Source organism: Rhizobium sp. RM, assembly GCF_013390595.1.
Classification (GTDB): domain Bacteria; phylum Pseudomonadota; class Alphaproteobacteria; order Rhizobiales; family Rhizobiaceae; genus Agrobacterium.
Genome location: NZ_JACAWV010000002.1, coordinates 214,966 through 237,905 on the forward strand (window position 1 = coordinate 214,966; position 22,940 = coordinate 237,905).

Genomic DNA, 22,940 nt, shown 5'->3' on the forward strand with positions numbered 1-22,940 from the left:
TGCAGGGTCGGTTGGGGCTAATCAGACAGAGGCTGAACAATGGAGATCGGCGAAATGCGTTCGAGTGGCATGACGGTGGCAAACGGTTCTGTGGAGCTGGCGGTGGAAACTGCCCTGCACAAACAGGAGAAGGATCGTCGCCTACTGCGAATCTGGTTGCGCGTGGTGCTTTTCACGCTGTTTTGTCTCGTTCTTGTCGGCGGCGCGACGCGCCTGACGGAATCGGGCCTTTCCATCACCGAATGGAAGCCGATACACGGCGCCATTCCCCCGCTTTCGGTCGCCGAATGGGAAGAGGAATTCCAGCTTTACAAGCGTATTCCGCAATATCAGGAAATCAACAGGGGCATGTCCCTGGATGAGTTCAAGACCATTTTCTGGTGGGAATGGGCGCACCGCTTGCTGGCCCGCACCATTGGCCTGATCTTCGCGCTGCCGCTCGCCTATTTCTGGCTGACCGGCCGCATCGAAAAACGTCTGCGTTTGCCACTGGTCGGACTGCTGGCGCTGGGCGGCTTTCAGGGTTTCATCGGCTGGTGGATGGTGTCGTCTGGCCTCGTCAACCGCACGGATGTGTCGCAATATCGCCTTGCCACCCACCTGACGATCGCCTGTCTGATCTTTGCAGGGTGCATGTGGATACTGCGCGGCCTGTCGGTGCACTCACCGGATGCCGCCAATGAACGCACCGGCCGGCGGTTTGCCATGGTGCTGGCCGTACTCTGTCTTTTCCAGATCTATCTCGGTGCGCTCGTTGCCGGGCTGAATGCCGGGCTCTCCTATAACACCTGGCCACTGATGGACGGTTCGCTGGTTCCGGGCGATCTCTTCCTGCAGCAGCCCTGGTGGATCAATCTGTTCGAGAACCCCAAGACCGTGCAGTTCGTGCATCGTCTGGGCGCCTACACGCTGTTTGCCGCAAGTCTCTGGCATATGGTCGGCATCTGCCGGGAGTTGCCGGGAACGCCGCATGCGCGCCGCAGTGTGCTCTTCTTCGTGCTGATCTGCATCCAGGCTGCGCTCGGCATCACGACGCTGCTGATGCATGTCGATATCCACGTGGCACTCGCCCATCAGGGCATGGCGCTGATCGTGCTTGGCTTCGCGATTGCGCACTGGCGTGGTTTTATCGGTGAATACCCGCCGGCAGTCGCGGTCGAGCTTCGCGACTGATTCAGAGCTGTCCGAGGACGGATTTTATCGAGACCGCGACGGAGAGTTCATCGTCGCGGTCTTTTTCATTGCCGTCTTCCTCATGCCAAGCGGCTGAAAGGCAGCCATAGGCAAAGGCGTAACGCAGGATGGTGCGCATGTCGCGCTTCAGTGTTTCGGCAAAAACAGAGGCCATGGCGGCAATCCTCTCCTCGCTGCGGGTCAGATCGAACCGGTCGAGCGGATTGGAAAACATATTGGCGACATCGAGTGCCGGATCGCCGATCAGGCCGGCAGGATCGATGATGATCCAGCCACGCGGGCTCTTCATGATGTTTTCGTGGTGCAGGTCGCCATGCAACGGCTTGATATCCTGCTGATTGCCAATCAGCGCCTGCGCAATGCCGGCAGCTTCGGTGTACAGACTGTCGCGACCGTCTCGCCTGTCCTGTTCTGCCTTGGCAAACAGGCTGGCAAAATAACGCTGCAGCGGCTGCAGGCTGGCAGGCGGCGGCGTGTCAGACGGGCGGTGGTAATTCAGGAGGACCTCGGCGGCGATGCCGGTTGCTGTCGCATCGCCATCCCGCTCCAGAAGGTCACGCAGTGTTGTCTCGCCGGCGTGTTCCATCAGGAGGATCGTATCGGTGCGGTCGATCAATTCGACGCAGCCAATACCGCCGCGCCATGCGATGAAATCCGCACCGCGCAGGCTGTCTTCAAGCGCCTTGGGTTTGAGAGTTTTGGCAATATCGCGTGAACCGTCGGCGCGGGTCACGTCATAGACCGTGCCCGCAACCGTGTCGGCAATCTGCCTGGCTTGCGCGATCTGCCATTCGGGCGGAAAAGGCAAGCCGCTCCCGCTCATGCAGAGAGCATCAGTTCCATGTTCTGGACAGCCGCACCCGATGCGCCCTTGCCGAGATTGTCGAGGACAGCAACGAGGTTGATGTGCTCACCGGTGCCGAACACGTAAAGCTTCATCGTGTCCTTGTTGACCAGTTCCTCGGCATCGATACGGGCAATCGCCTTGCTCTCTTCAAGCGGCACAACGGTAACGATGTCCTGGCCGGCATAATGGGCAACAAGTGCGGCATGCACGGTTTCGACACTCGCGCCATCCTTCAGGTCGGCAACGAACAGCGGCACCTGTACGATCATGCCCTGCGCGAAGCGGCCGACGGAGGGCGAAAACAGCGGAGAACGGTCCAGAAGGCCGTGCTGTTTCATTTCGGGAACGTGCTTGTGCTTCAGCGTCAGCCCGTAAAGGAAGTTGTTGGCCGTGATGGCGTCATCGCGGTTCAGGTCTTCCATCTGGCCGATCAACTGCTTGCCGCCACCGGTGTAACCGGAAACGGCGTTGACGCTGACCGGGTAGCCGTCAGGCAGAATGCCCGCGGCACGCAGCGGCCGGATAAGGCCGATGGCGCCGGTCGGATAGCAGCCGGGATTGGCGACGAAACGGGCCGAACGCACCTTGTCGGTCTGTTCCCTGTCCATTTCAGCGAAGCCGTAAGCCCAGTCCTGATGTATCCGGAACGCGGTGGACGTGTCGATGATGCGGACATTGTTGTTGCCAGCGACCATGCCGACGGCTTCCCGCGATGCGTCGTCGGGAAGGCACAGGATGGAAACATCGGCGCCATTCAGCATGTCTTCACGCATGGCGGCGTTGCGACGCTCGGCCTCGGGAATCGACAGCAACTCGATATCGCGGCGGCCAGCAAGGCGCGTGCGGATCTGCAGACCCGTGGTGCCGTGTTCGCCATCGATGAAGATCTTCGCTGTCATGTCCTTGTCCTGACTTTTCAGTGGGTTGTATCTGTTTTCGGATTCAATCTCTCATGCGTCGGCGGGTCTTTTTTCAACCTGCTTTCGCCAGTCGCTCAGCGCGCAGGCCAAGCATATACATTGCAACCGTCGCCCCGGCAATGGCGGTGACATCCGCATGGTCGTAAGCCGGTGCGACCTCGACCACATCCGAGCCACGAATATCGAGCTGGCCGAGCCCGCGTAGAACGGACAGGATCTTGGCGCTGGTGGGGCCACCCGCCACAGGCGTTCCCGTGCCGGGGGCAAAAGCCGGATCGAGGCAATCGATATCGAAGGTCAGATAGACGGGCATGCCTGCCGTATGCCGGACGATCAGCGAGGCGATGTCGCTTGCGCGCATCTCCTCCACCTCATAGCCGTGCACAATGTGAATGCCGAAATCGTCAGGCGCATGTGTACGGATGCCGATCTGGATCGAGCGGTCTGCATCGATCAGCCCCTCACGCACGGCGCGCGCCACAAAGGAGCCGTGGTCGATCCGTTTGCCGTCGTCGAACCAGGTGTCCTGATGCGCGTCGAACTGCACCAGCGCCAACGGACCGTGTTTGGCAACGTGGGCTTTCAGAAGCGGCCAGGTAATGAAGTGGTCGCCGCCCAGCGTCAGCAGATAGTCCGTCTTGGAAATGATCTTGCGCGCTTCTTTTTCTATCGTCTCAGGCGTTTTCCAGTGGTTGCCGTAATCGAGCAGGCAGTCGCCGTAATCGATGGTCGGCATATGGGCGAACAGGTCGCGTTCGAACGGATATTGCGGGTCGTTGTCGAAAATCGCCGAAGCGCGGCGAATGGCCTGTGGCCCGAACCGTGCACCGGGACGGTTGGACGTTGCCGCATCGAAAGGAATGCCCCAGACCGCCGTTGAAACGCCCTTCAGGTTCTTGGTGAACTTGCGCCGCATGAAAGACAGCGTGCCCGCATGGGTCGGATCGGTCGCAGCCGACGTCAGCGTGGTGGCGGTAAAGGCGTGATCGATGGTTTTCGATGGCATGTGTTTCCCCGACGGTCCTGTTTACCCGCGAGGTTGCGGTTTTATCGGGCCAAAAACAAGGGCGCATGACAACGAAAAAAGGCGGAGCCGAAGCCCCGCCTTTTCGTAGTTCTGTATTCCGGAAGCGATTAACGCTTGGAGAACTGGAAGGAACGGCGAGCCTTGGCCTTACCGTACTTCTTACGCTCGACAACGCGGCTGTCGCGGGTCAGGAAGCCACCCTTCTTCAGAACAGAGCGCAGGCCCGGTTCGAAGTAGGTGAGGGCCTTGGACAGACCGTGACGAACTGCACCGGCCTGGCCGGACAGACCGCCGCCAGCAACCGTAGCGATGATGTCGAACTGACCCGTGCGAGCGGCAGCAACGATCGGCTGCTGCAGGATCATCTGGAGGACCGGACGAGCGAAGTACGCCGTGAAGTCGCGACCGTTGATGATGATCTTGCCAGAACCAGCCTTGACCCATACGCGGGCTACGGCGTTCTTGCGCTTGCCGGTCGCGTAGGAGCGGCCGAGGGTGTCAACCTTGCGGACGTGCACGGGAGCCGAAGCTTCCGATGCCGGGGCGAGGTCTTTCAGGGAGGAAAGATCGGCCATTATCAGGCGCTCCTTACGTTCTTCTTGTTCAGCGATGCAACGTCGAGAGCGACGGGCTGCTGTGCTTCGTGCGGATGGTTCGAACCAGCGTAAACGCGGAGGTTCTTCATCTGGCGACGACCGAGCGGGCCGCGCGGGATCATGCGCTCAACGGCCTTCTCAACGACGCGCTCCGGGAAGCGGCCTTCGATGATCTGGCGAGCCGTACGCTCCTTGATGCCACCCGGGTGACCGGTGTGCCAGTAGTACTTCTTGTCGGAATACTTGTTGCCGGTGAAGACAGCCTTCTCAGCGTTGATGATGATGACGTTGTCGCCGTCATCGACGTGAGGGGTGTAGGTTGCCTTGTGCTTACCGCGCAGGCGGGTAGCAACGATGGTGGCGAGACGACCAACAACGAGGCCTTCGGCGTCGATGATGATCCACTTCTTCTCCACCTCAGCGGGCTTCTGAACGAAAGTAGACATAGTTTTCACTTTCTTTGAACCTGTCATGCGCGGTAAAAAGCGTATGCAGGCGTTTCTTGTTGCTTGGGTTGGTTGCCTTGTCAGCAACCGCAAAAGACCGCTTTCCGGCAGGAATTCAGTCTGGCGCGCTTATACGGTGCGGCGGAAAAAGCGTCAATATCGGCGATTTTCAGGGTCGTAAAAATAATCAAGCAAAAACAATGGTTTGTCTATGTGGTATTATTTTACCCCATCAAGTGAGGCCATTTAACCCAGCCGCATGACCAGAACGCCACCCGCAATGATCGCTCCGGCCGCATAACGCCAGATGCTCGCCCGCTCTTTCAGGATCACCACGGAAATGACGATGGCGAACAGAATTGAGGTTTCGCGCAGTGCCGCGACCACGGCCACAGGGGCTTTTGTCATCGCGTAAAGTGCCAGCCCGTAAGACAGGATGGAACCGCCACCGCCGATCAGCCCACGCCACCAGTAACGCTTGACGTGCTGGACAACGGGCGTGACGCCGCGTTGATAGAAAGCGAATGTGAAAAGCAGCACCGGCGGCAGAAGCGACATCCACAGCGTATAGGAAATCGCGTTGCCGGAAAGCCGCGCGCCGACGCCGTCGACGAAGGTATAGGAGGCAATGACGAAAGCGTTGAGAAGGGCGACAAGAATGGCCCGTCCGCCACCGCGCCGTGCTTCGAACGCCAGGGTCAGAATACCGGCTGAGATGATCGCTATGCCGAGAAGCGCAACCGGACTCAGTATTTCACTGAGAAACAGGCTGCTCGATGCCGCGACGATCAAAGGTGCCACGCCGCGCATGACGGGATAGACCAAGCCGATGTCGCCAATCGTGTAGGCAGCCGCAACAAGCCTGAAATAAGCAAACTGCAGAAAGGCGGATGCGATCAGGAAGGGCAGGGCAATCGGCTCTGGAAACGGCAGGAAGGGCAGGAAAGGGACGCAGCATGCAGCCGCGCCGGCTGCAATGAGAGAAGCATCGAGCGACTTGTCGGACCCGGCCTTCACCAGCGCGTTCCAGCCCGCATGCAGCAAGGCGCCAAGGAGCACCAGCAAGAAGATCTCGATTGTCACGATAGATTCGCCCGCGTCATTTTTTCTTCATCTACCGTATTTCCTGCAGGCGCGGTACTCTCCTCGATATTGATGGTGTGAGCGGCGACGTCGCAAAAGCGCCAAATCTCTCGGTCAGAAAAGTTATCAGCGCAAATGCCGTGGGGCATGCCCATTATTTAGCCTGTCATTTGCAAATTTGCTGACCTCACTGCACAGCTTGTGGTTTTGCTCCTGGTGTGTCTTCCGACATGTTTCGATCGCGATGTTACGTGAGGATGTTACGGATCAAATCGATTTGCATGGGTTCGTTTCGTCACGGTGAGAACGGCTTTCTTGGCAATGTCACAAATGAAAATGAATTTCAAAAATCGCTAATTTAACGAACTGAAACGTTTCAGGTCGATGTTTTTTTGCTGCGCCGCCGCATATCTTGAAAATTAGACATAGCTAATGTTTCTGTGAACGGAATGAAAACAAACAGGAGACGAATGGCGGATGTTATGCACGTTTATGGTGTCGTCTAGGATTATTTTCGAGGTTGCTTGATTGCTGCACAATCTCCGCGTGAAAACTCTGCAACCCGGATTGCAATGCGCCGTGAAATCATTTTGCAAAAGTTGCAGCACTTGTCCGATAAGTCGCAAATTCGCAAATCGGGCCTTCATCGCGGTAGAAGGGCAACCTAGATGACAGAAGATCGTTACCTTTGCAGTGTCTGTGTTAAATCGTACGAGCCAGAAAAAAGGCTATGCTAAAAGCGAGGGGCTCGAAGGGCGATTGTTGGAGCGGCGCATTTTTACGCAGCATCCGACGGATGGGCATGAAAAGAAGAGCGTAAGAAAGGGACAAGTCGGCATGCAACATGACCACTACAATCCGGACTACCTCCGAACGATCCTGACGAAAGTCGAAACGATTGCTCTGCTTGGCGCGTCTCCCAACCCTGCGCGGCCGAGCCATGGCGTCATGCGGTTTCTTCTGGCCAAGGGCTACCATGTCATTCCCGTCAATCCCGGGCAGGCAGGCAAGGAAATCCTGGGGCAGAAGGTCTATGCCCGTCTTTCCGATATTCCCGAGCCGGTCGACATGATCGATGTTTTTCGCGCGCCGGAATATCTCTCGGATGTCGTCGAGGAGGCGATTCTCCTGCCTGAACGCCCAGCCGTGCTCTGGGGGCAGCTTTCCGTGCGCGACGACGATGCAGCCGCCAAGGCGGAATCCTACGGCATAGATGTTGTGATGGACCGTTGCCCGGCAATTGAGTATCCGCGTCTCAATATTAAGCGATAGTTGGAACGCAACAGGCTTACCATTTGCCGCCAAGGCGTTATGATCCCTCCAAAATTTCAATTGGAGGAAACATTATGTCGAGCAGCAATCCCGGTTTCGCCACGCTTGCCGTACACGCGGGTGCACAGCCCGATCCGACAACGGGTGCCCGGGCTACGCCGATCTATCAGACGACGGCCTATGCCTTCCGGGATTCCGATCATGCTGCTGCTCTGTTCGGGCTGAAGGAATTCGGCAATATCTATACGCGCATCATGAACCCCACCCAGGCCGTGCTCGAAGAACGCGTTGCGGCACTGGAAGGCGGCACGGCAGCCCTTGCCGTCGCATCCGGCCATGCGGCTCAGATGCTGGTGTTCCACACGCTTCTTCAGCCCGGTGACAATTTCGTTGCCGCCCGCCAGCTTTACGGCGGCTCCGTCAACCAGTTCGGTCATGCTTTCAAGAATTTCGGCTGGCAGGTTCGCTGGGCCGATGCGGCCGAACCGGCAAGCTTCGAAAATCAGATCGATGATCGCACCCGGGCAATCTTCATCGAAAGCCTTGCCAATCCGGGCGGCACCTTCGTCGATATCGCCGCCATTGCCGATATCGCACACCGCCGTGGACTGCCGCTGATCGTCGATAATACCATGGCAAGCCCTTATCTCGTTCGCCCGCTCGAACATGGCGCGGACATCGTTGTGCATTCGCTGACCAAGTTTCTCGGCGGTCACGGCAATTCCATGGGAGGCGTCATCGTCGATGGCGGCACCTTCGACTGGTCGGCCACGGATCGCTACCCGGCGTTGTCTCAGCCACGTCCGGAATATTCAGGCGTCGTGCTGCACCAGACGTTCGGTAACTTTGCCTTTGCCATTGCCTGCCGGGTGCTCGGCCTTCGCGATCTCGGCCCATCGATTGCGCCGTTCAATGCGTTTCTTATTCTGACCGGCATCGAAACCCTGCCGCTACGCGTCCAGCGCCATTCCGACAACGCGCTTGCCGTAGCCAAATGGTTGAAGTCGCATGCCAAGATCAGCTGGGTGCACTATGCCGGGCTGGAAGACAGCGACAATCACGCGATCCAGCAGCACTATTCGCCGAAGGGCGCAGGCTCTGTCTTCACCTTCGGCATCAAGGGTGGATATGAAGCCGGAAAGAAGCTGGTCGAGGGGCTGCAGCTCTTCTCGCATCTCGCCAATATCGGCGATACGCGCTCGCTGGTCATCCACCCGGCCTCCACCACCCATGCGCAATTGACGCCGGAACAGCAGAAGGCCGCAGGTGCCGGCCCGGATGTCGTCCGCCTGTCGATCGGCATCGAAGATGTCAACGACATCATCGCCGATCTCGAGCAGTCGCTCGCCAAGATCTGATCCCGCCGGAGCATGCCCATGACGAATTTTCTGACCTTCGCGACCGATGGCGATCTTGCTGGCGTTCAACCGGAAGAGGGTGCGCCTGCGCCCGACCGGCTGGTTTCCGGTGATCCCAAATTCACGACGTGGAATCTGGAGGAGGCTTCAGGTGGTCTTTATGCCGGTATCTGGCAGTCGACGCCGGGCAAATGGCGGGTGGTCTACGATGAGTGGGAATATTTCAGCATCCTTGAAGGTCACTCCGTGCTGACGGAGGAGGGCGGCGAGCCCATCCACCTTCAAAAAGGCGACAGGCTCATTGTGCGGCCTGGTTTCAAGGGAACCTGGGAAGTCATCGAAACGACCCGCAAGGATTACGTCATCCGCCTGTAACGGCGGATGATACCGTGCCGTTAACGCAGCAGCATGGCCAGGACTGGCGCAACAAGAACGTTGACCAGTCCGACAATCACCATCACCAGTCCTGCGATCGAGCCTTCTTCCTGACCGATCTGGTGTGCTCTTGCGACACCGGCGCCATGCGCGCCCATGCCGAAAAGGGCGCCGCGTGCCAGCGACGACTTGAGTGGCAGATAGCGCAGCAGCGTTTCGCCAAGTGCGGCACCCAGCACGCCCGTCAGCACCACGAACACGGCAGTCAGATCGGGCACGCCGCCAATGTCCTGTGAAATGGTCATGGCGAAGGGCGTGCTGATCGATCTTGGCAAGAGGCTGAGACGCAAGGCTCCGTCGATGCTGAGAAGGCTCGCCAGCGCCCATGCGGTCACCATCGCCGTCGTGCTGCCAACCGTTACGCCGAAGGCCAGCACCGGCCAGTACCGGCGGATCATCGCCCGCTGCTCATAGATCGGAATGGCGAAGGCGACCGTCACCGGGCCAAGCAGCAGCATCAACCAGTGTGTTGCGTGGATGTACTCGGCATAACCCGTGTTCATGGCAAGCGCGATCAAGATCAGAAACAGCGGCGCCAGAAGCAGCGGAGAGAGATAGGGTTTCGGCCAACGGCCATAAATCCGCTTCGAGACGTAATAGAGAACGATTGTTGCTGCCGACCAGAATGCCGTCTGGAAGATGAGACTGTCAGACGGGAACATGGCGTTGCTCCAGCCGCATCATCATGCGGTAGCCGAAATCGACGGCGAGCGCGGTCGAGCACATCACGGCTGCCGTGCCGCCGAGAATGACGGCGAGGATTTTCAGGCCGACAATGCCGAGAAATTCCTGGTGGTCGAGAACCGCGAGAACAGCAGGTACGAAAAACAGCAGCATGTCCGCCAGCAGCCATTGCGCGCCGCCACGCATGCTTGTCGGCTTGATCTTGCCCGAGGCGAGCAGAATGAGCACGAGTGCCAATCCGGCGACCGCACCGGGAAACGGCAGATGCGCAATACGAACGATGGCTTCGCCAAGCAGCCAGAAGGCGCTGATGATGATGATCTGGAAAAGCCTGCTGGAGACAATACGGTTGTGCAGAGTGTGTGTTGCCTTGTTTATCGTCATCTGACTGACCCTTGCTGCGACAACCTCCCTTGACCCGCACTATAGTTTGCGCCCCTATATTCTCAAAATGAATTGATTGAATACTATCAAGTCAGGATTGGAATAGTATGGAGCTGCGAACTCTGAATGCCTTTGTTGAAGTCGTCCGTCAGGGCGGCTTTTCCCAGGCCGCAAAAACCGTCTTCATGACGCAGTCGACCGTCAGCAAGGCGGTCAAGCAGTTGGAGGATGAGTTGGGTCTGGTGCTTCTGGACCGGCTGGGACATCGTTCCACGCTGACGGAAGCGGGAAAGATCGTCTACGAACGGGCGATCAGGATATTGGCGGAGCGCGCCGACCTGATTGCCGAGCTTTCCGATCTGCGCGGCCTCCAGCGCGGAACCTTGCGCCTCGGTCTTCCGCCCATCGGTTCGGACATGCTGTTTGCGCCCTTGTTTGCCATTTACCGAAGCCGCTACCCCGGCATCGACATCCAGCTTGTGGAACATGGCAGCAAACGTCTGGAAGAGCTGGTCAAGGCGGGGGAGGTCGATCTCGGCGCATCGCTGTTGCCGGTGCCGGACGATTTTGAATGGCAGGATGTGCGTCAGGAGCCGCTCGAGGTGCTGATACGCAGCAATCATCCGCTGGCGGAGCGAAGCGTGGTAGACCTGCATGAATTGCAGGACATCCCCTTCATTCTCTTCGATGCCGGTTTTGCGCTTAATCCGATCATTCTCGATGCGTGCCGGCAGGCCGGATTTTCACCCAGCATCGCCGCCAGAAGCAGCCAGATCAATTTCATCGTCGAGCTGGTCGGCGCAGGTCTGGGGGTCGGTTTCCTGCCGCGGATGATAGCGGAAAAACGTGTTCGCCCCGGTGTTGTGCATATCCCGGTTTCGACACCGGGAATGCAATGGCATATGGCGTGGATATCGCGAAAGGGCGCTTATCTCTCACATGCGGCGCGCGCCTGGCTTGATCTCGCCAGAAGCGAGACCGTCGCCTGACGAACCGCGCTCGAACTCACCAGGTCAGGTCAAGCCGCTCCAGCCCGTGGAAGGGGTAGACGTTCTTGACGCTCGGGGACGTCGCAATCTTGAGGTTCGGCAACCGTTTGAAAAGCAGCGGCAGAACGAGATTGAGCTCCAGCCTTGCAAGCGGCGCGCCGATGCAGAAATGAATACCCGCACCAAAGGAGACGTTGGCGCCTTCGTTGCGCTCTGGCCTGAAGTCCAGCGGATCGCTGAATTTCAGTGGATCGAGATTGGCCGCAGCAAGAATGAGATTGATCTGGTCACCACGCTTGAACGAGATACCGTCAATCTCGGCGGGTTCCAGCGCCCAGCGCTGGAACAGGTGGACCGGCGCGCAAATGCGCAAGGTCTCTTCAACGACGCGTTCGGTCGTCGTTTCGTCGCGAAACATCGTTTCCGGAGCGATGCCGCTTTCCAGGATCATCCGCACCGAATTGCCGATCTGGTGCACCGTTGCCTCATGGCCTGCATTCAGCAGCACGATTGTCGTGGAAATGAGTTCATCGTCGGTCAGATACTGGCCCTTGTGTTCCGTGTGGATCATGTGGCTCAGAAGGTCGTCCTGCGGCTTTGCCCTGCGCTCCGCGATCACGCCGCGCACATAATCAGCAAATTCCCTGGATGCCTTGTCAGCCGCAAGCTCATCCTCATGGGTGCGCTTGAACATGTACATGCCGACATAGTCATGCGACCACTTCAGCAATTGCGGCCCCATCTCCTCGGGAATGCCGATCATGTTGGCAATCATCGTCACCGGAATGATGTCAGCGAAGGTCGAAAGCAACTCCGTCTTGCCATCCTTCTCAAAGGCATCGATCAGCCGGTTGGCCAGCGCCATGATCTCCGGTGTCATCTTCTCGACATGCCGGGAAACGAATGCGCGGTTGACCAGCGTGCGCAGCCGCGTGTGTTCCGGCGGTTCGATTTCGAGAAGCGAGTGCCGTTCTGCGGCATAGAAGTGTTTCACATGTTCGGACGGTTCCGGCAGGCCAAGTTCTTCGCGGCTTGCAACATGCAGGATCTGTCGTCCGAAACGACGGTCGCGCAACAGGCTGCTGACGTGGTCGTAGCCGGTGAAGAACCATTGCTTCTGCTCTTCCCAGTAAAAGGTGGGACACTGTGCATGAAGCATGGCATAGGCCGCGTTCGGATTGCGGTAGAACGCCGGTTCGCGCGCATCGAAAGACACGCGGCGAGTAGCGGCATCGATTTTATAAAAGGGAGATGATGCTGTCATTTCCAAGATTTAGTCCGGCTTCGCAGATTTGAAAAGAGTGCCTTTTCATCTTGCGGTAGCAGGAGTTTCTTTTTCTCGGGAGACAGCGTTTCAGCGGTTTGCGATCGCCGCAATCTTGTTCAGCGCCGCAACCTGCCGGTCGGCATTGTTGTCCATCGGATCTTCCTGACGATCGACAGCGGGAACGACGATATTCATGGAATCGCGGTTGACGACAGTACGGTTGCGTCCGGATTTCTTGGCGGAATAAAGCGCCCGGTCGGCTTCGGTCAGCAACTTGTTGAGGTCTGCCTCACCGATGACGGAATCGGCGATGCCGGCGCTGACGGTGACCTGAATCTGCTGCCCTTCCGCGAGGATCGGCGATTTGCACAGAGCCATACGAATGTTTTCGGCGAGGATGATCGCCTGTGCCGGATCGTCGGCTGCACAGATCAGCGCAAATTCCTCGCCTCCCATGCGCACGAAAAGACCCCGCTCATTGATGATCTTTGCTGCGAGATGACAGAAGTGCACCAGTACGGCGTCACCGGCCTGATGCCCGTGCCTGTCGTTGATCTTCTTGAAATGGTCGATGTCGAACACCGTCAGTACAACATGACTGGCTGCGGCAGGCACGCGTGACTTGATGCGGTCGAATTCTTCGGCAAGGCCGCGACGGTTCAGGACGCCGGTCAGATGGTCGGTCATCGCCAGGCGGTTGAGGCGTCTTTCGGTCTCTTCCATCATGATCTTCGCGCTGATCATGATGATGGCGGTAAAGCCAAGCGCGCTGGAGAAGGCGAGCGGCACGGTCAAGGGTATGGCGTGTGAGGACGACATGTCTTTCGGCAGCACGAAAAACGCGGTGATTGCGCTGGAGACTGCCTGAAACACCAGAATTGCGGCAAGCGCCTTGCGGTTGCCCTGGTTCGGCGCATCCTTCTTGAGAACGATGGCTGCCAGCATGAAGTAACCGATGGCGGCGCAGCCTTGATAAAGCAGAATGCGCGACACCATGTTTTCGCGCACCGGCTGCAGGAACATGCCGGCGATCCAGATAAGCGCCGGGATCGCGATCCAGCCGGCGAGTTTGCGCTGTTCGAATGTCATCAGACCCGCCAGCCAGAAACCGAAGGCGGCCAGGGTCAACGTGTTGCCGACCTCGATAGACAGGAAACTGGCGATATCGCCACGCATGGCAATCAGGATGGTGCCGGTGCCGGTCGCGATGAAACCTGCTGCGAAGTAGAGATTATGCGGTCGGGACGGGCGGTGCAGCCAGAGCGTACCGAGCAGGACGGCAAGGGTCAGAGTTTCGGCGGCCCATAGAAATAGGCCAGTCTTCGCATCCAGCATTGCAAAAAAATCCTACTCGCGCGATCACGCCCCAAAAGGGCAGGTTCCCGCGCTCGATCAATGTCGCGAACACTGAAAACCTATCAGAATGCCATTTCGTCCACGATGGACCGTACCACTGCAGGCGGCGAAACTCGAAGGTAGTATCACCACCAAATACCTAACGAGTTCTTGCCATTGATAAGTTACATCTGTGTATAACCAAATGATTTTATGTTTACCCGTCGGTTACCAAGAATTGCTTCCTTCGTGGAAAACGGGTCTGGACCACGTTTGCCGGTTTCAGGAGACCGCGGACCTGTTAAGGAGCAGGCCGAAACGCGCTTCTGTCGTTAAGGATATGCGGCTTCGTGTCTTGAAGTACGGGGCAGTGACACTCTATGTAGAGAAATGAAGTTTAGAAGTGATTCCGGAGCGGGTTTCCGCATCGGGTAAGAGTTTGACAAAGGACGGACATGAAAAATCCAGTTGATACCGCCATGGCTCTGGTGCCGATGGTCGTAGAGCAGACCAATCGCGGCGAACGGTCCTATGACATCTACTCACGTCTTCTCAAAGAGCGCATCATCTTCCTCACCGGCCCGGTAGAGGACCACATGGCATCGCTCGTCTGCGCGCAGCTTCTGTTCCTTGAGGCCGAAAACCCCAAGAAGGAAATCGCGCTTTACATCAATTCTCCAGGTGGTGTCGTGACCGCCGGCATGGCGATCTACGATACGATGCAGTTCATCCGTCCTGCCGTATCCACGCTGTGCGTTGGTCAGGCTGCATCCATGGGTTCGCTGCTTCTCGCCGCCGGTGAGAAGGGCATGCGTTTTGCAACGCCGAATGCGCGGATCATGGTTCACCAGCCTTCCGGCGGTTTCCAGGGTCAGGCATCCGATATCGAACGCCACGCTCGTGACATCATCAAGATGAAGCGTCGCCTCAACGAGGTCTATGTCAAGCACACCGGCCGCACGCTGGATGAGGTTGAAAAGACGCTTGATCGCGACCACTTTATGGACTCGGAAGAGGCGAAGGATTGGGGCGTGATCGACAAGATCCTCACCTCGCGTCAGGAAATCGAAGGCGCCTCCGCGAATTGAGGCGCACGGCTTTTTGAAGATTGTTAGCCCCGGTAAAAATAATTTCGGGGCTTTCAAGCGGAAAAGAAAGCGCTAATAGTACATATTAAGGCTGTGTTGAATTTTTATGACGTAGCCTTGGTTTTATGGGGAATTCGTTGCCGCCGGTTGTCAGGTCATGTATCTGATACGGTTAGTACCCCCGGGAAGCGAAGCGGACACGGTAGTGCACCCAAGGACAGCCGTGTCGGCGAGCGGTAAGTTGACCGCGATCCGTTCGACGGACCTGCGGCGTGCTGGAAGGAAAGAGATATGAGCAAAGTCAGCGGCAGCAACGGCGGCGACTCTAAAAATACACTCTATTGTTCATTCTGCGGCAAGAGCCAGCACGAAGTCCGGAAACTCATTGCCGGACCGACAGTATTCATCTGCGATGAGTGCGTCGAATTGTGCATGGACATCATCCGCGAGGAGAACAAGACGTCGATGGTGAAGTCGCGTGAGGGTGTTCCCACCCCGCAGGACATCATCAAGATCCTCGACGAATACGTCATCGGCCAGAAGCAGGCGAAGAAGATCCTCTCTGTTGCCGTTCACAACCATTACAAGCGCCTCGCACACGCCTCCAAGAACGGCGACGTGGAACTGGCGAAGTCGAACATCATGCTCGTTGGCCCGACCGGTTGCGGCAAGACTTATCTTGCGCAGACGCTGGCCCGCATCATCGACGTTCCCTTCACCATGGCAGACGCAACCACGCTGACCGAAGCCGGTTATGTCGGTGAGGATGTTGAAAACATCATCCTCAAGCTGCTTCAGGCAGCCGACTATAACGTCGAGCGCGCCCAGCGCGGTATCGTCTATATCGACGAAGTGGACAAGATTTCCCGCAAGTCGGACAATCCGTCCATCACGCGCGACGTATCGGGCGAAGGTGTGCAGCAGGCACTGCTGAAGATCATGGAAGGCACGGTCGCTTCCGTTCCGCCGCAAGGTGGTCGCAAGCATCCGCAGCAGGAATTCCTGCAGGTGGATACGACCAACATCCTGTTCATCTGCGGCGGCGCTTTTGCCGGTCTCGACAAGATCATCTCTGCCCGTGGCGAAAAGACCTCCATCGGTTTCGGTGCGACGGTCAAGGCGGAAGACGATCGCCGCGTCGGCGAAGTGCTGCGCGAACTGGAGCCGGAAGATCTGGTGAAGTTCGGTCTCATCCCGGAATTCATCGGCCGTCTGCCTGTTCTGGCAACGCTGGAAGATCTGGATGAAGACGCATTGATCCAGATCCTGTCCGAGCCGAAGAACGCGCTCGTCAAGCAGTATCAGCGCCTGTTCGAGATGGAAGACGTCGAGCTGACCTTCCACGAGGACGCTCTGCGCGAAATCGCCCGCAAGGCGATCACCCGCAAGACCGGCGCCCGTGGCCTGCGGTCGATCATGGAAAAGATCCTTCTCGACACCATGTTCGAACTGCCGACTCTGGAAGGTGTTCGCGAAGTGGTCATTTCCGACGAAGTTGTCAGCGGTCTCGCTCGTCCGCTCTACATCTACGCCGATCGCAAGGACGAGAAGGCCAACGTTTCGGCCTGATCTGCGAACTGAACATCATCAGAGCCCCTCGCGGTTTCAGCCGCGGGGGGCTTTTTTGTGCCGCGCGATCTCTCAGGTGTCGTCATGAGTTTAATCACTGCAATTCTGGTTCATGTCGCCGATGTGGAGGAGGGGCTCGCCTGGTACGCAAGGGCGTTCCCCGAAGCTTTACCCTCGGTCAGTCATCCCTCCGGTTTTGAGTTTCTTCAGGTGGGCGACGTCCAGCTCGAGATCGTGCCTGCCGATGAGAAAGTCGCAAGTGGTGCGGCCGGCTCTGTCGTCTACTGGTGGACGGATGATTTCGAGGGCGCGATGGCCCACTGGCGCGATATTGGCGGCGTTCTCTATCGTGGCCCGATGAGAATCGATGGCGATCTCTGGATGTGCCAGTTTCGTGATCCCTGGGGCAATTGCGTCGGTCTTCGTGGTCCGATGGTGAAAACTTTGAGTTGAACGCAGTTGTGTGTCGGGGACGCAGAGTGTTCGTGGTAATAATGGCGTGGAGGGAAAGCGTCAGCCGCCATTTTGCGTTTTGAGCGGATTGCGCTTTACTGATAATGTCTTACAACTGATTTGCAGCGCGACATGACGGGAATGTGAATATCCGTCGGCGGGCCGGTTCTTTGCTACGGGAAGGATAACCGGAATGTTGAGAGTTAAGGCCTGCGCTGGGTTTTGTAGAATTTCACGGCTTTGTCGCCACGCGAAGCCGTCTGTTCCGGCGACTTGAAATCGGTGTTCGCAAACTCCACTTTCAGTCTCGAGAAATGAATATGCCGGGTGCCCCCAAGACATCCGGCAACATGTCCCGAAGAGGGACCATGGAAAGGAAATGATATGACGAACATCACGTCTGCGGCATCCGGCGGTACCTATCCCGTACTTCCCCTGCGCGACATCGTTGTTTTCCCGCATATGATCGTTCCCCTGTTCGTCGGGCGGGAAAAGTCTATTCGTGCTCTGGAAGAGGTCATGGGTTCCGACAAGCAGATCATGCTTGTCACCCAGATCAACGCCAGCGATGACGATCCGGAGCCGGAGGCCATTCATAAGGTCGGTACGGTTGCCAACGTTCTGCAGCTTCTGAAGCTTCCCGATGGCACGGTCAAGGTGCTGGTCGAGGGCAAGGGCCGCGCGCAGATCGATTCCTACACCGGTCGCGAAGATTTCTATGAAGCCACGGCAACGCAGCTCGTCGAGTCTGCGGAAGACCCGGTCGAGATCGAGGCGCTGTCGCGTTCCGTTGTTTCGGAATTCGAAAGCTACGTAAAGCTCAACAAGAAGATTTCGCCGGAAGTGGTTGGCGCCGCTGGCCAGATTGACGACTACTCGAAGCTTGCCGATACGGTTGCATCGCACCTGTCGATCAAGATCACCGAAAAGCAGGAAATGCTGGAAACCGTCAGCGTGAAGCAGCGGCTTGAAAAAGCGCTCGGCTTCATGGAAGGCGAAATTTCCGTATTGCAGGTGGAAAAGCGCATCCGCTCGCGCGTCAAGCGCCAGATGGAAAAGACCCAGCGCGAATATTACCTGAACGAGCAGATGAAGGCGATCCAGAAGGAACTCGGCGACGGCGAAGACGGCCGTGACGAGATGGCCGAGCTGGAAGAGCGCATCGCCAAGACGAAGCTTTCCAAGGAGGCCAAGGAAAAGGCCGAGGCGGAAATGAAGAAGCTTCGCCAGATGAGCCCGATGTCGGCCGAAGCCACCGTCGTGCGCAATTATCTGGATTGGCTGCTTGGCCTGCCCTGGGGCAAGAAGTCGAAGATCAAGGCTGACCTCAACAACGCCGAAAAGATCCTCGATCAGGATCACTTCGGTCTGGACAAGGTGAAAGAGCGCATCGTCGAGTATCTGGCCGTTCAGGCCCGTGCAACGAAGATTCGCGGCCCGATCCTGTGCCTCGTCGGCCCGCCCGGCGTTGGTAAGACCTCGCTTGCCAAGTCGATCGCCAAGGCGACCGGTCGTGAATATGTTCGTATGGCGCTGGGTGGCGTTCGTGACGAAGCGGAAATCCGCGGTCACCGCCGCACCTACATCGGCTCCATGCCGGGCAAGATCGTCCAGTCGATGAAGAAGGCCAAAAAGTCGAACCCGCTCTTCCTGCTCGACGAAATCGACAAGATGGGCATGGACTTCCGTGGCGACCCGTCGTCGGCTCTGCTCGAGGTGCTTGATCCGGAACAGAACTCTACCTTCATGGATCACTACCTGGAAGTGGAATACGATCTGTCCGACGTCATGTTCGTGACGACGGCCAATACGCTGAACATTCCTGGCCCGTTGATGGACCGTATGGAAGTCATCCGTATTGCCGGTTACACCGAAGACGAAAAGCGCGAAATCGCCAAGCGTCACCTGCTGCCGAAGGCAATCAAGGAGCATGCGTTGCGTCCGGAGGAATTCTCCGTCACCGATGATGCGCTGATGATCGTGATTCAGCAGTATACCCGCGAAGCGGGCGTACGCAGCTTCGAGCGCGAGCTGATGAAGCTTGCACGCAAGGCCGTGACCGAGATCATCAAGGGCAAGGTCAAGTCCGTTGAAGTCACCGCAGCCAACGTTCCGGATTACCTGGGCGTTCCGCGGTACCGCCACGGTGAAGCCGAGCGTGAGGATCAGGTCGGTGTTGTCACCGGTCTCGCATGGACGGAAGTCGGCGGTGAGCTGCTTACCATCGAAGGCGTGATGATGCCGGGCAAGGGTCGCATGACCGTGACCGGTAACCTCAAGGAAGTGATGAAGGAATCCATCTCGGCAGCGGCGTCTTACGTCCGTTCGCGCGCTGTGGACTTCGGCATCGAGCCACCGCGCTTCGACAAGAGCGACATTCACGTGCACGTACCGGAAGGTGCAACCCCGAAGGACGGACCGTCCGCCGGTGTTGCCATGGCAACCGCCATCGTTTCCATCATGACCGGCATTCCGGTTTCCAAGGATGTGGCGATGACGGGTGAAATCACCCTGCGTGGTCGTGTTCTGCCGATCGGCGGCCTGAAGGAAAAGCTGCTTGCAGCACTTCGCGGCGGCATCAAGAAGGTGCTGATCCCGGAAGAGAACGCCAAGGACCTGGCAGAAATTCCGGACAACGTGAAAAACGAAATGGAAATCATTCCGGTTTCACGTATGGGCGAAGTCATCAAACACGCGCTGATCCGCCAGCCGGAACCCATTGAATGGGACGGCAGCATCGAGACTCCGGTCATCGCGACGGTTGAAGGCGTCGACGATAACAACACCGGCATCGCGCATTGATGCACCGCACTCGGAATGAGTGATGCGAATTTGGCACGATTTATGGGGAAGGCCGGCAGAAATGCCGGCCTTTTTTGTGAAAATAACTCCAGACCTCTTGTTTTTCAGGCGATTCCAGCGCTTTTGGGTTGCTACGCGCGGATGCAAAAGTATTCTGCGCCGGCTTAATTTGAGTCGTTTCATACCGATGAAAGGGGTGGAAACATGAACAAGAACGAGCTCGTCTCTGCTGTTGCCGAAAAGGCTGGTCTCACGAAGGCAGATGCTGCTTCCGCTGTTGATGCAGTATTCGAAACTGTACAGAACGAACTGAAGAACGGCGGCGACATTCGCCTCGCTGGCTTTGGCAGCTTCTCTGTCAGCCGCCGCGAAGCTTCCAAGGGCCGTAACCCGTCCACGGGTGCTGAAGTCGACATCCCGGCTCGCAACGTTCCAAAATTCTCCGCAGGCAAGGGCCTGAAGGACGCTGTCAACTCGTAAGGTTTCCGGAAGATCGTTTCGCCGTGCGGCGTGCGTGCGATCTTCAGGTTCACGAGGAAACATGTTTTGACGCCTTGAAGCCTAACCGCGGAATGTGCGCACAAACGAAAAGAAGCCCGGCCTTTTGGCCGGGCTTTTTGATTCTGTCAGAAGACGCCGCACAACAGGGCTGGATAAGTGCAACTGAAGATCGATTCAGCAGCACGCGGCCAGCCGGTGTCATGCCCCTGTCATGTCTTTGACGCAGAAGCCTTGGGAACGGTTTCTGGACGCAAAGGGGGATTTACTATGGCGCTCCGATTTTCTCACATGGCCTTGACCGCAGCATTGCTGACGTCAGCCGCTTTTCCGGCGGCTGCGGACCAGGTCTTCAACCGCATCGCGTCTTTTCCGGTCGCGAACAACCTCCCGGCTGACAAGGACGCCAAGACCGCGACTTCGTCCGAAATCATCACCGCAAGCGAAGACGGCAACACGCTGATCTATTCGGACAGCCCGCTGGGCGGCATCGGTTTTGTTGACATCACCGACGCAAAGGCGCCGAAGGCTGGCGGTGCATTGCTGCTGGACGGCGAACCCACCTCTGTTGCCGTTGCAGGTTCCAAGGTTCTGGCCGGCGTCAACACCTCTGAGAACCGCGCAAACCCGTCCGGCAAGCTGGTGACCGTGGATCTTGCCACCAAAAAGGTTGAAACAAGCTGCGATCTCGGCGGTCAGCCGGATTCGGTTGCCATTTCGCCTGACAAGACCTTTGCCGCCATCGCCATTGAAAACGAGCGTGATGAAGAGGTGAACGAAGGCGCCTTGCCGCAGATGCCGGCTGGCTTCCTCGTTACCGTTGGCCTCAAGAACGGTGCGGCCGACTGCGCGACGCTCAAGAAGATCGACCTGACCGGTCTTGCAGAGATTTCTCCTGAAGATCCGGAGCCGGAATTCGTTTCCATCAATGCCAATGGCGAAATCGCCGTGACGCTGCAGGAAAACAACCACATCGCCATCATCGACGGCAAGTCCGGCAAGGTGACCAGCCATTTCTCGGCCGGTTCGGTTGATCTGGAAGGCATCGACACGAAATCCGATGGCCAGTTGAAGTTCACCGACAAGCAGGAGGCTCGTAAGCGCGAGCCCGACGCTGTAAAGTGGCTCGACAATGACCGTATCGTCATCGCCAACGAGGGGGACTGGCAGGGCGGTTCGCGCGGTTTCACCATTTTCGACAAGACCGGCAAGCTGGTTTACGAGGCGGGTGCTTCGCTCGAGCACGCCATTGCCGCCATCGGCCACTATCCGGAAAAGCGCTCCAAGGCCAAAGGCATCGAGCCGGAAGGTCTGGAAGCCGCGACCTTCGGCGGTGAGAAGTACATCTTCGTTCTCAGCGAGCGCGCTTCTGTTGTTGGCGTCTATAAGGACACCGGCGCTGAACCGCAGCTCGTGCAGCTACTGCCATCCGGTATTTCCCCGGAAGGTGCTGTTGCCATTCCCTCGCGCAACCTGCTGGTCACCGCCAACGAAGCCGACCTCGGCGAAGATGGCGGCGCGCGTTCGCACGTCATGCTCTATGAGCGCAGCGAAGGCGAGGCAGCTTACCCGCAGCTCGTTTCCGCTGAAATCGATGGACTGCCGATCGGCTGGGGTGCATTGTCTGGCCTGACCGCCGACGCCGAAAAGCCTGGCATTCTCTATGCCGTCTCCGACTCGGTATACGGCAACCAGCCGTCGATCTTCACCATCGACGCCACCAAGAAGCCTGCCGTCATCACCAGCGTCCTGCGCGTCAAGCGTGACGGCATGGCTGCCCAGAAGCTCGATATCGAAGGCATCGCACGCGATGGCAAGGGTGGTTTCTGGCTGGCATCTGAAGGCGATAGCAGCAAGCTCGTCCCGCACGCGCTCTACAACGTCAACGCCAAGGGCGAGATCAAGGCCGAGATCGCCCTGCCGAAGGAACTTCTCAACGGCGAAACACGCTTCGGCTTTGAAGGTGTGACCGTTATCGGCGAAGGTGATGACGCAACCCTCTGGATGGCTGTGCAGCGTGAATGGGGTACGGACGAGAAAGGCACGGTCAAGCTCGTTTCCTACAAGCCAAAGTCCAAGGAATGGGGCGCAGTGCGTTATCCGCTCGAAAAGGCGGGTGAGGGCTGGGTAGGTTTGTCTGAAATCGCGGCTTTTGGTGATCACGTCTATATCGTCGAGCGCGACAACCAGATCGGTGACAAGGCAAAGCTTAAGAAGCTCTACCGCGTCGCTCTGTCAGAACTGAAGCCGGCCAAAATCGGTGGCGAACTGCCGCTGGTCAAGAAAGAGGAAGCTCATGACTTCCTGCCGGACCTGAAGGCGCAGACCAACGGTTACGTCGTCGACAAGCTGGAAGGCTTCACTTTCGACAAGGATGGCACCGCTTACGTTGTGACCGACAATGACGGCGTGGATGATTCCTCCGGCGAAACCCTGTTCTTCACGGTCAACCTGAAGGCAATCAACTGATCGCATCGATCATATGTAAAAGAAAAAGCCGGTCTTTCGACCGGCTTTTTTGCTTTCGACCGCAGTTGCGGCTGGGAATGCAGGCTTTCTCGGCGCGCGTTGATTGGGGGGTACACAGAGCGCGTTTGCCACCGGTCTCATCAGACGACAGGAATCAGGCGCGGGGGCTGCCGGATGCCATCGGTGAGGATATCAGCGTGAGAAAGCCGCAACGCCATTCAAAC

Annotated in this window: 21 protein-coding genes; 11 read left to right on the plus strand and 10 right to left on the minus strand. The window is 57.7% G+C overall.

Translation table 11 applies throughout. The features are described 5' to 3' along the window. Positions 1–69: 69 nt before the first annotated feature. Positions 70–1,173 (plus strand): COX15/CtaA family protein, encoded by a 1,104-nt coding sequence (locus tag HWX89_RS01165; protein ID WP_178340589.1) that lies wholly within the window; start codon positions 70–72, stop codon positions 1,171–1,173. Between the two features lies 1 nt (position 1,174). On the opposite strand, the gene HWX89_RS01170 is transcribed toward HWX89_RS01165, so the two are convergent. The 6 genes from HWX89_RS01170 to HWX89_RS01195 all read right to left on the minus strand — a co-directional run bounded on the left by HWX89_RS01170 (position 1,175) and on the right by HWX89_RS01195 (position 6,113). Next, positions 1,175–2,017 carry an aminoglycoside phosphotransferase family protein gene (locus tag HWX89_RS01170; RefSeq protein ID WP_138795589.1) on the minus strand — a complete coding sequence of 281 codons (843 nt, stop codon included), beginning with the start codon at positions 2,015–2,017 and terminating at the stop codon, positions 1,175–1,177. Then, positions 2,014–2,940: an N-acetyl-gamma-glutamyl-phosphate reductase gene (gene argC / locus HWX89_RS01175; RefSeq protein ID WP_138795588.1), complete on the minus strand. Its 927-nt coding sequence runs from the start codon at positions 2,938–2,940 to the stop codon at positions 2,014–2,016. Before argC ends, HWX89_RS01170 begins: the two co-directional genes overlap by 4 nt. Positions 2,941–3,013: 73 nt before the next feature. Next, on the minus strand, positions 3,014–3,967 hold the full coding sequence (gene speB / locus HWX89_RS01180; protein WP_138795587.1) for an agmatinase: 954 nt from the start codon (positions 3,965–3,967) through the stop codon (positions 3,014–3,016). Between the two features lie 128 nt (positions 3,968–4,095). After that, positions 4,096–4,563, minus strand: coding sequence for a 30S ribosomal protein S9 (rpsI, locus tag HWX89_RS01185; protein ID WP_051795849.1), 468 nt, complete (start codon positions 4,561–4,563; stop codon positions 4,096–4,098). 2 nt (positions 4,564–4,565) lie between these two features. Continuing rightward, positions 4,566–5,030 carry a 50S ribosomal protein L13 gene (gene rplM / locus HWX89_RS01190; RefSeq protein ID WP_138795586.1) on the minus strand — a complete coding sequence of 155 codons (465 nt, stop codon included), beginning with the start codon at positions 5,028–5,030 and terminating at the stop codon, positions 4,566–4,568. Between the two features lie 246 nt (positions 5,031–5,276). After that, the gene (locus HWX89_RS01195; RefSeq protein ID WP_138795585.1) at positions 5,277–6,113 is read right to left on the minus strand and encodes an EamA family transporter; all 837 of its coding nucleotides are present in this window, start codon (positions 6,111–6,113) and stop codon (positions 5,277–5,279) included. Positions 6,114–6,950: 837 nt separating this feature from the next. Between HWX89_RS01195 and HWX89_RS01200 the strand changes: the two genes are divergently transcribed. From HWX89_RS01200 to HWX89_RS01210, 3 genes are all read left to right on the plus strand, one after another. After that, a complete protein-coding gene (locus HWX89_RS01200; protein ID WP_138795584.1) occupies positions 6,951–7,385 on the plus strand; it encodes a CoA-binding protein in 435 nt (144 codons plus the stop codon). 74 nt (positions 7,386–7,459) lie between these two features. After that, positions 7,460–8,743, plus strand: a complete 1,284-nt coding sequence (locus HWX89_RS01205; protein WP_138795583.1) for an O-acetylhomoserine aminocarboxypropyltransferase — start codon at positions 7,460–7,462, stop codon at positions 8,741–8,743. Positions 8,744–8,761: 18 nt separating this feature from the next. Then, a complete protein-coding gene (locus HWX89_RS01210) occupies positions 8,762–9,118 on the plus strand; it encodes a cupin domain-containing protein (protein WP_138795582.1) in 357 nt (118 codons plus the stop codon). A 20-nt stretch (positions 9,119–9,138) separates the two neighbouring features. Here HWX89_RS01210 and HWX89_RS01215 read toward each other — a convergent pair whose 3' ends face one another. Next, a complete protein-coding gene (locus HWX89_RS01215) occupies positions 9,139–9,840 on the minus strand; it encodes an LrgB family protein (protein ID WP_138795581.1) in 702 nt (233 codons plus the stop codon). Then, entirely contained in the window at positions 9,827–10,246 is a 420-nt protein-coding gene (locus tag HWX89_RS01220; RefSeq protein ID WP_138795580.1) for a CidA/LrgA family protein, read from the minus strand. The genes HWX89_RS01215 and HWX89_RS01220 overlap by 14 nt, the downstream gene beginning before the upstream one ends. Before the next feature lie 107 nt (positions 10,247–10,353). Here HWX89_RS01220 and HWX89_RS01225 point away from each other — a divergent pair, with 107 nt between their 5' ends. After that, positions 10,354–11,235 (plus strand): LysR family transcriptional regulator, encoded by an 882-nt coding sequence (locus HWX89_RS01225; protein ID WP_138795579.1) that lies wholly within the window; start codon positions 10,354–10,356, stop codon positions 11,233–11,235. 16 nt (positions 11,236–11,251) lie between these two features. Here the strand turns inward: HWX89_RS01225 and HWX89_RS01230 are convergent, their stop codons facing one another. Together HWX89_RS01230 and HWX89_RS01235 are read right to left on the minus strand one after the other, a co-directional pair. After that, positions 11,252–12,499 (minus strand): cytochrome P450, encoded by a 1,248-nt coding sequence (locus HWX89_RS01230; RefSeq protein ID WP_138795578.1) that lies wholly within the window; start codon positions 12,497–12,499, stop codon positions 11,252–11,254. A gap of 90 nt (positions 12,500–12,589) precedes the next feature. Next, positions 12,590–13,837, minus strand: a complete 1,248-nt coding sequence (locus HWX89_RS01235) for a GGDEF domain-containing protein (RefSeq protein WP_138795577.1) — start codon at positions 13,835–13,837, stop codon at positions 12,590–12,592. Between the two features lie 455 nt (positions 13,838–14,292). Between HWX89_RS01235 and clpP the strand changes: the two genes are divergently transcribed. From clpP to HWX89_RS01265, 6 genes are all read left to right on the plus strand, one after another. After that, a complete protein-coding gene (clpP, locus tag HWX89_RS01240; protein WP_138795576.1) occupies positions 14,293–14,925 on the plus strand; it encodes an ATP-dependent Clp endopeptidase proteolytic subunit ClpP in 633 nt (210 codons plus the stop codon). A gap of 291 nt (positions 14,926–15,216) precedes the next feature. Then, on the plus strand, positions 15,217–16,494 hold the full coding sequence (gene clpX, locus HWX89_RS01245; protein ID WP_138795575.1) for an ATP-dependent Clp protease ATP-binding subunit ClpX: 1,278 nt from the start codon (positions 15,217–15,219) through the stop codon (positions 16,492–16,494). An 84-nt stretch (positions 16,495–16,578) separates the two neighbouring features. Beyond that, positions 16,579–16,947, plus strand: coding sequence for a VOC family protein (locus HWX89_RS01250; protein WP_138795574.1), 369 nt, complete (start codon positions 16,579–16,581; stop codon positions 16,945–16,947). A gap of 384 nt (positions 16,948–17,331) precedes the next feature. After that, the gene (gene lon, locus HWX89_RS01255; RefSeq protein ID WP_138795573.1) at positions 17,332–19,749 is read left to right on the plus strand and encodes an endopeptidase La; all 2,418 of its coding nucleotides are present in this window, start codon (positions 17,332–17,334) and stop codon (positions 19,747–19,749) included. A 204-nt stretch (positions 19,750–19,953) separates the two neighbouring features. Continuing rightward, the gene (hbs, locus tag HWX89_RS01260; RefSeq protein ID WP_138795572.1) at positions 19,954–20,229 is read left to right on the plus strand and encodes a non-specific DNA-binding protein Hbs; all 276 of its coding nucleotides are present in this window, start codon (positions 19,954–19,956) and stop codon (positions 20,227–20,229) included. 288 nt (positions 20,230–20,517) lie between these two features. Further along, positions 20,518–22,716, plus strand: a complete 2,199-nt coding sequence (locus HWX89_RS01265) for an esterase-like activity of phytase family protein (protein WP_138795571.1) — start codon at positions 20,518–20,520, stop codon at positions 22,714–22,716. Positions 22,717–22,940 lie beyond the last annotated feature (224 nt).

Bases quoted from the DNA above. Each gene is read 5' to 3' on its own strand.
- HWX89_RS01165 (WP_178340589.1), top strand. From the start codon at position 70: ATGACGGTGGCAAACGGTTCTGTGGAGCTGGCGGTGGAAACTGCCCTG.
- lon (WP_138795573.1), top strand. From the start codon at position 17,332: ATGACGAACATCACGTCTGCGGCATCCGGCGGTACCTATCCCGTACTT.
- speB (WP_138795587.1), bottom strand. From the start codon at position 3,967: ATGCCATCGAAAACCATCGATCACGCCTTTACCGCCACCACGCTGACG.
- HWX89_RS01235 (WP_138795577.1), bottom strand. From the start codon at position 13,837: ATGCTGGATGCGAAGACTGGCCTATTTCTATGGGCCGCCGAAACTCTG.
- argC (WP_138795588.1), bottom strand. From the start codon at position 2,940: ATGACAGCGAAGATCTTCATCGATGGCGAACACGGCACCACGGGTCTG.
- hbs (WP_138795572.1), top strand. From the start codon at position 19,954: ATGAACAAGAACGAGCTCGTCTCTGCTGTTGCCGAAAAGGCTGGTCTC.
- rplM (WP_138795586.1), bottom strand. From the start codon at position 5,030: ATGTCTACTTTCGTTCAGAAGCCCGCTGAGGTGGAGAAGAAGTGGATC.
- rpsI (WP_051795849.1), bottom strand. From the start codon at position 4,563: ATGGCCGATCTTTCCTCCCTGAAAGACCTCGCCCCGGCATCGGAAGCT.
- clpX (WP_138795575.1), top strand. From the start codon at position 15,217: ATGAGCAAAGTCAGCGGCAGCAACGGCGGCGACTCTAAAAATACACTC.
- HWX89_RS01210 (WP_138795582.1), top strand. From the start codon at position 8,762: ATGACGAATTTTCTGACCTTCGCGACCGATGGCGATCTTGCTGGCGTT.
- HWX89_RS01170 (WP_138795589.1), bottom strand. From the start codon at position 2,017: ATGAGCGGGAGCGGCTTGCCTTTTCCGCCCGAATGGCAGATCGCGCAA.
- clpP (WP_138795576.1), top strand. From the start codon at position 14,293: ATGAAAAATCCAGTTGATACCGCCATGGCTCTGGTGCCGATGGTCGTA.
- HWX89_RS01265 (WP_138795571.1), top strand. From the start codon at position 20,518: ATGGCGCTCCGATTTTCTCACATGGCCTTGACCGCAGCATTGCTGACG.
- HWX89_RS01230 (WP_138795578.1), bottom strand. From the start codon at position 12,499: ATGACAGCATCATCTCCCTTTTATAAAATCGATGCCGCTACTCGCCGC.
- HWX89_RS01215 (WP_138795581.1), bottom strand. From the start codon at position 9,840: ATGTTCCCGTCTGACAGTCTCATCTTCCAGACGGCATTCTGGTCGGCA.
- HWX89_RS01220 (WP_138795580.1), bottom strand. From the start codon at position 10,246: ATGACGATAAACAAGGCAACACACACTCTGCACAACCGTATTGTCTCC.
- HWX89_RS01250 (WP_138795574.1), top strand. From the start codon at position 16,579: ATGAGTTTAATCACTGCAATTCTGGTTCATGTCGCCGATGTGGAGGAG.
- HWX89_RS01200 (WP_138795584.1), top strand. From the start codon at position 6,951: ATGCAACATGACCACTACAATCCGGACTACCTCCGAACGATCCTGACG.
- HWX89_RS01225 (WP_138795579.1), top strand. From the start codon at position 10,354: ATGGAGCTGCGAACTCTGAATGCCTTTGTTGAAGTCGTCCGTCAGGGC.
- HWX89_RS01205 (WP_138795583.1), top strand. From the start codon at position 7,460: ATGTCGAGCAGCAATCCCGGTTTCGCCACGCTTGCCGTACACGCGGGT.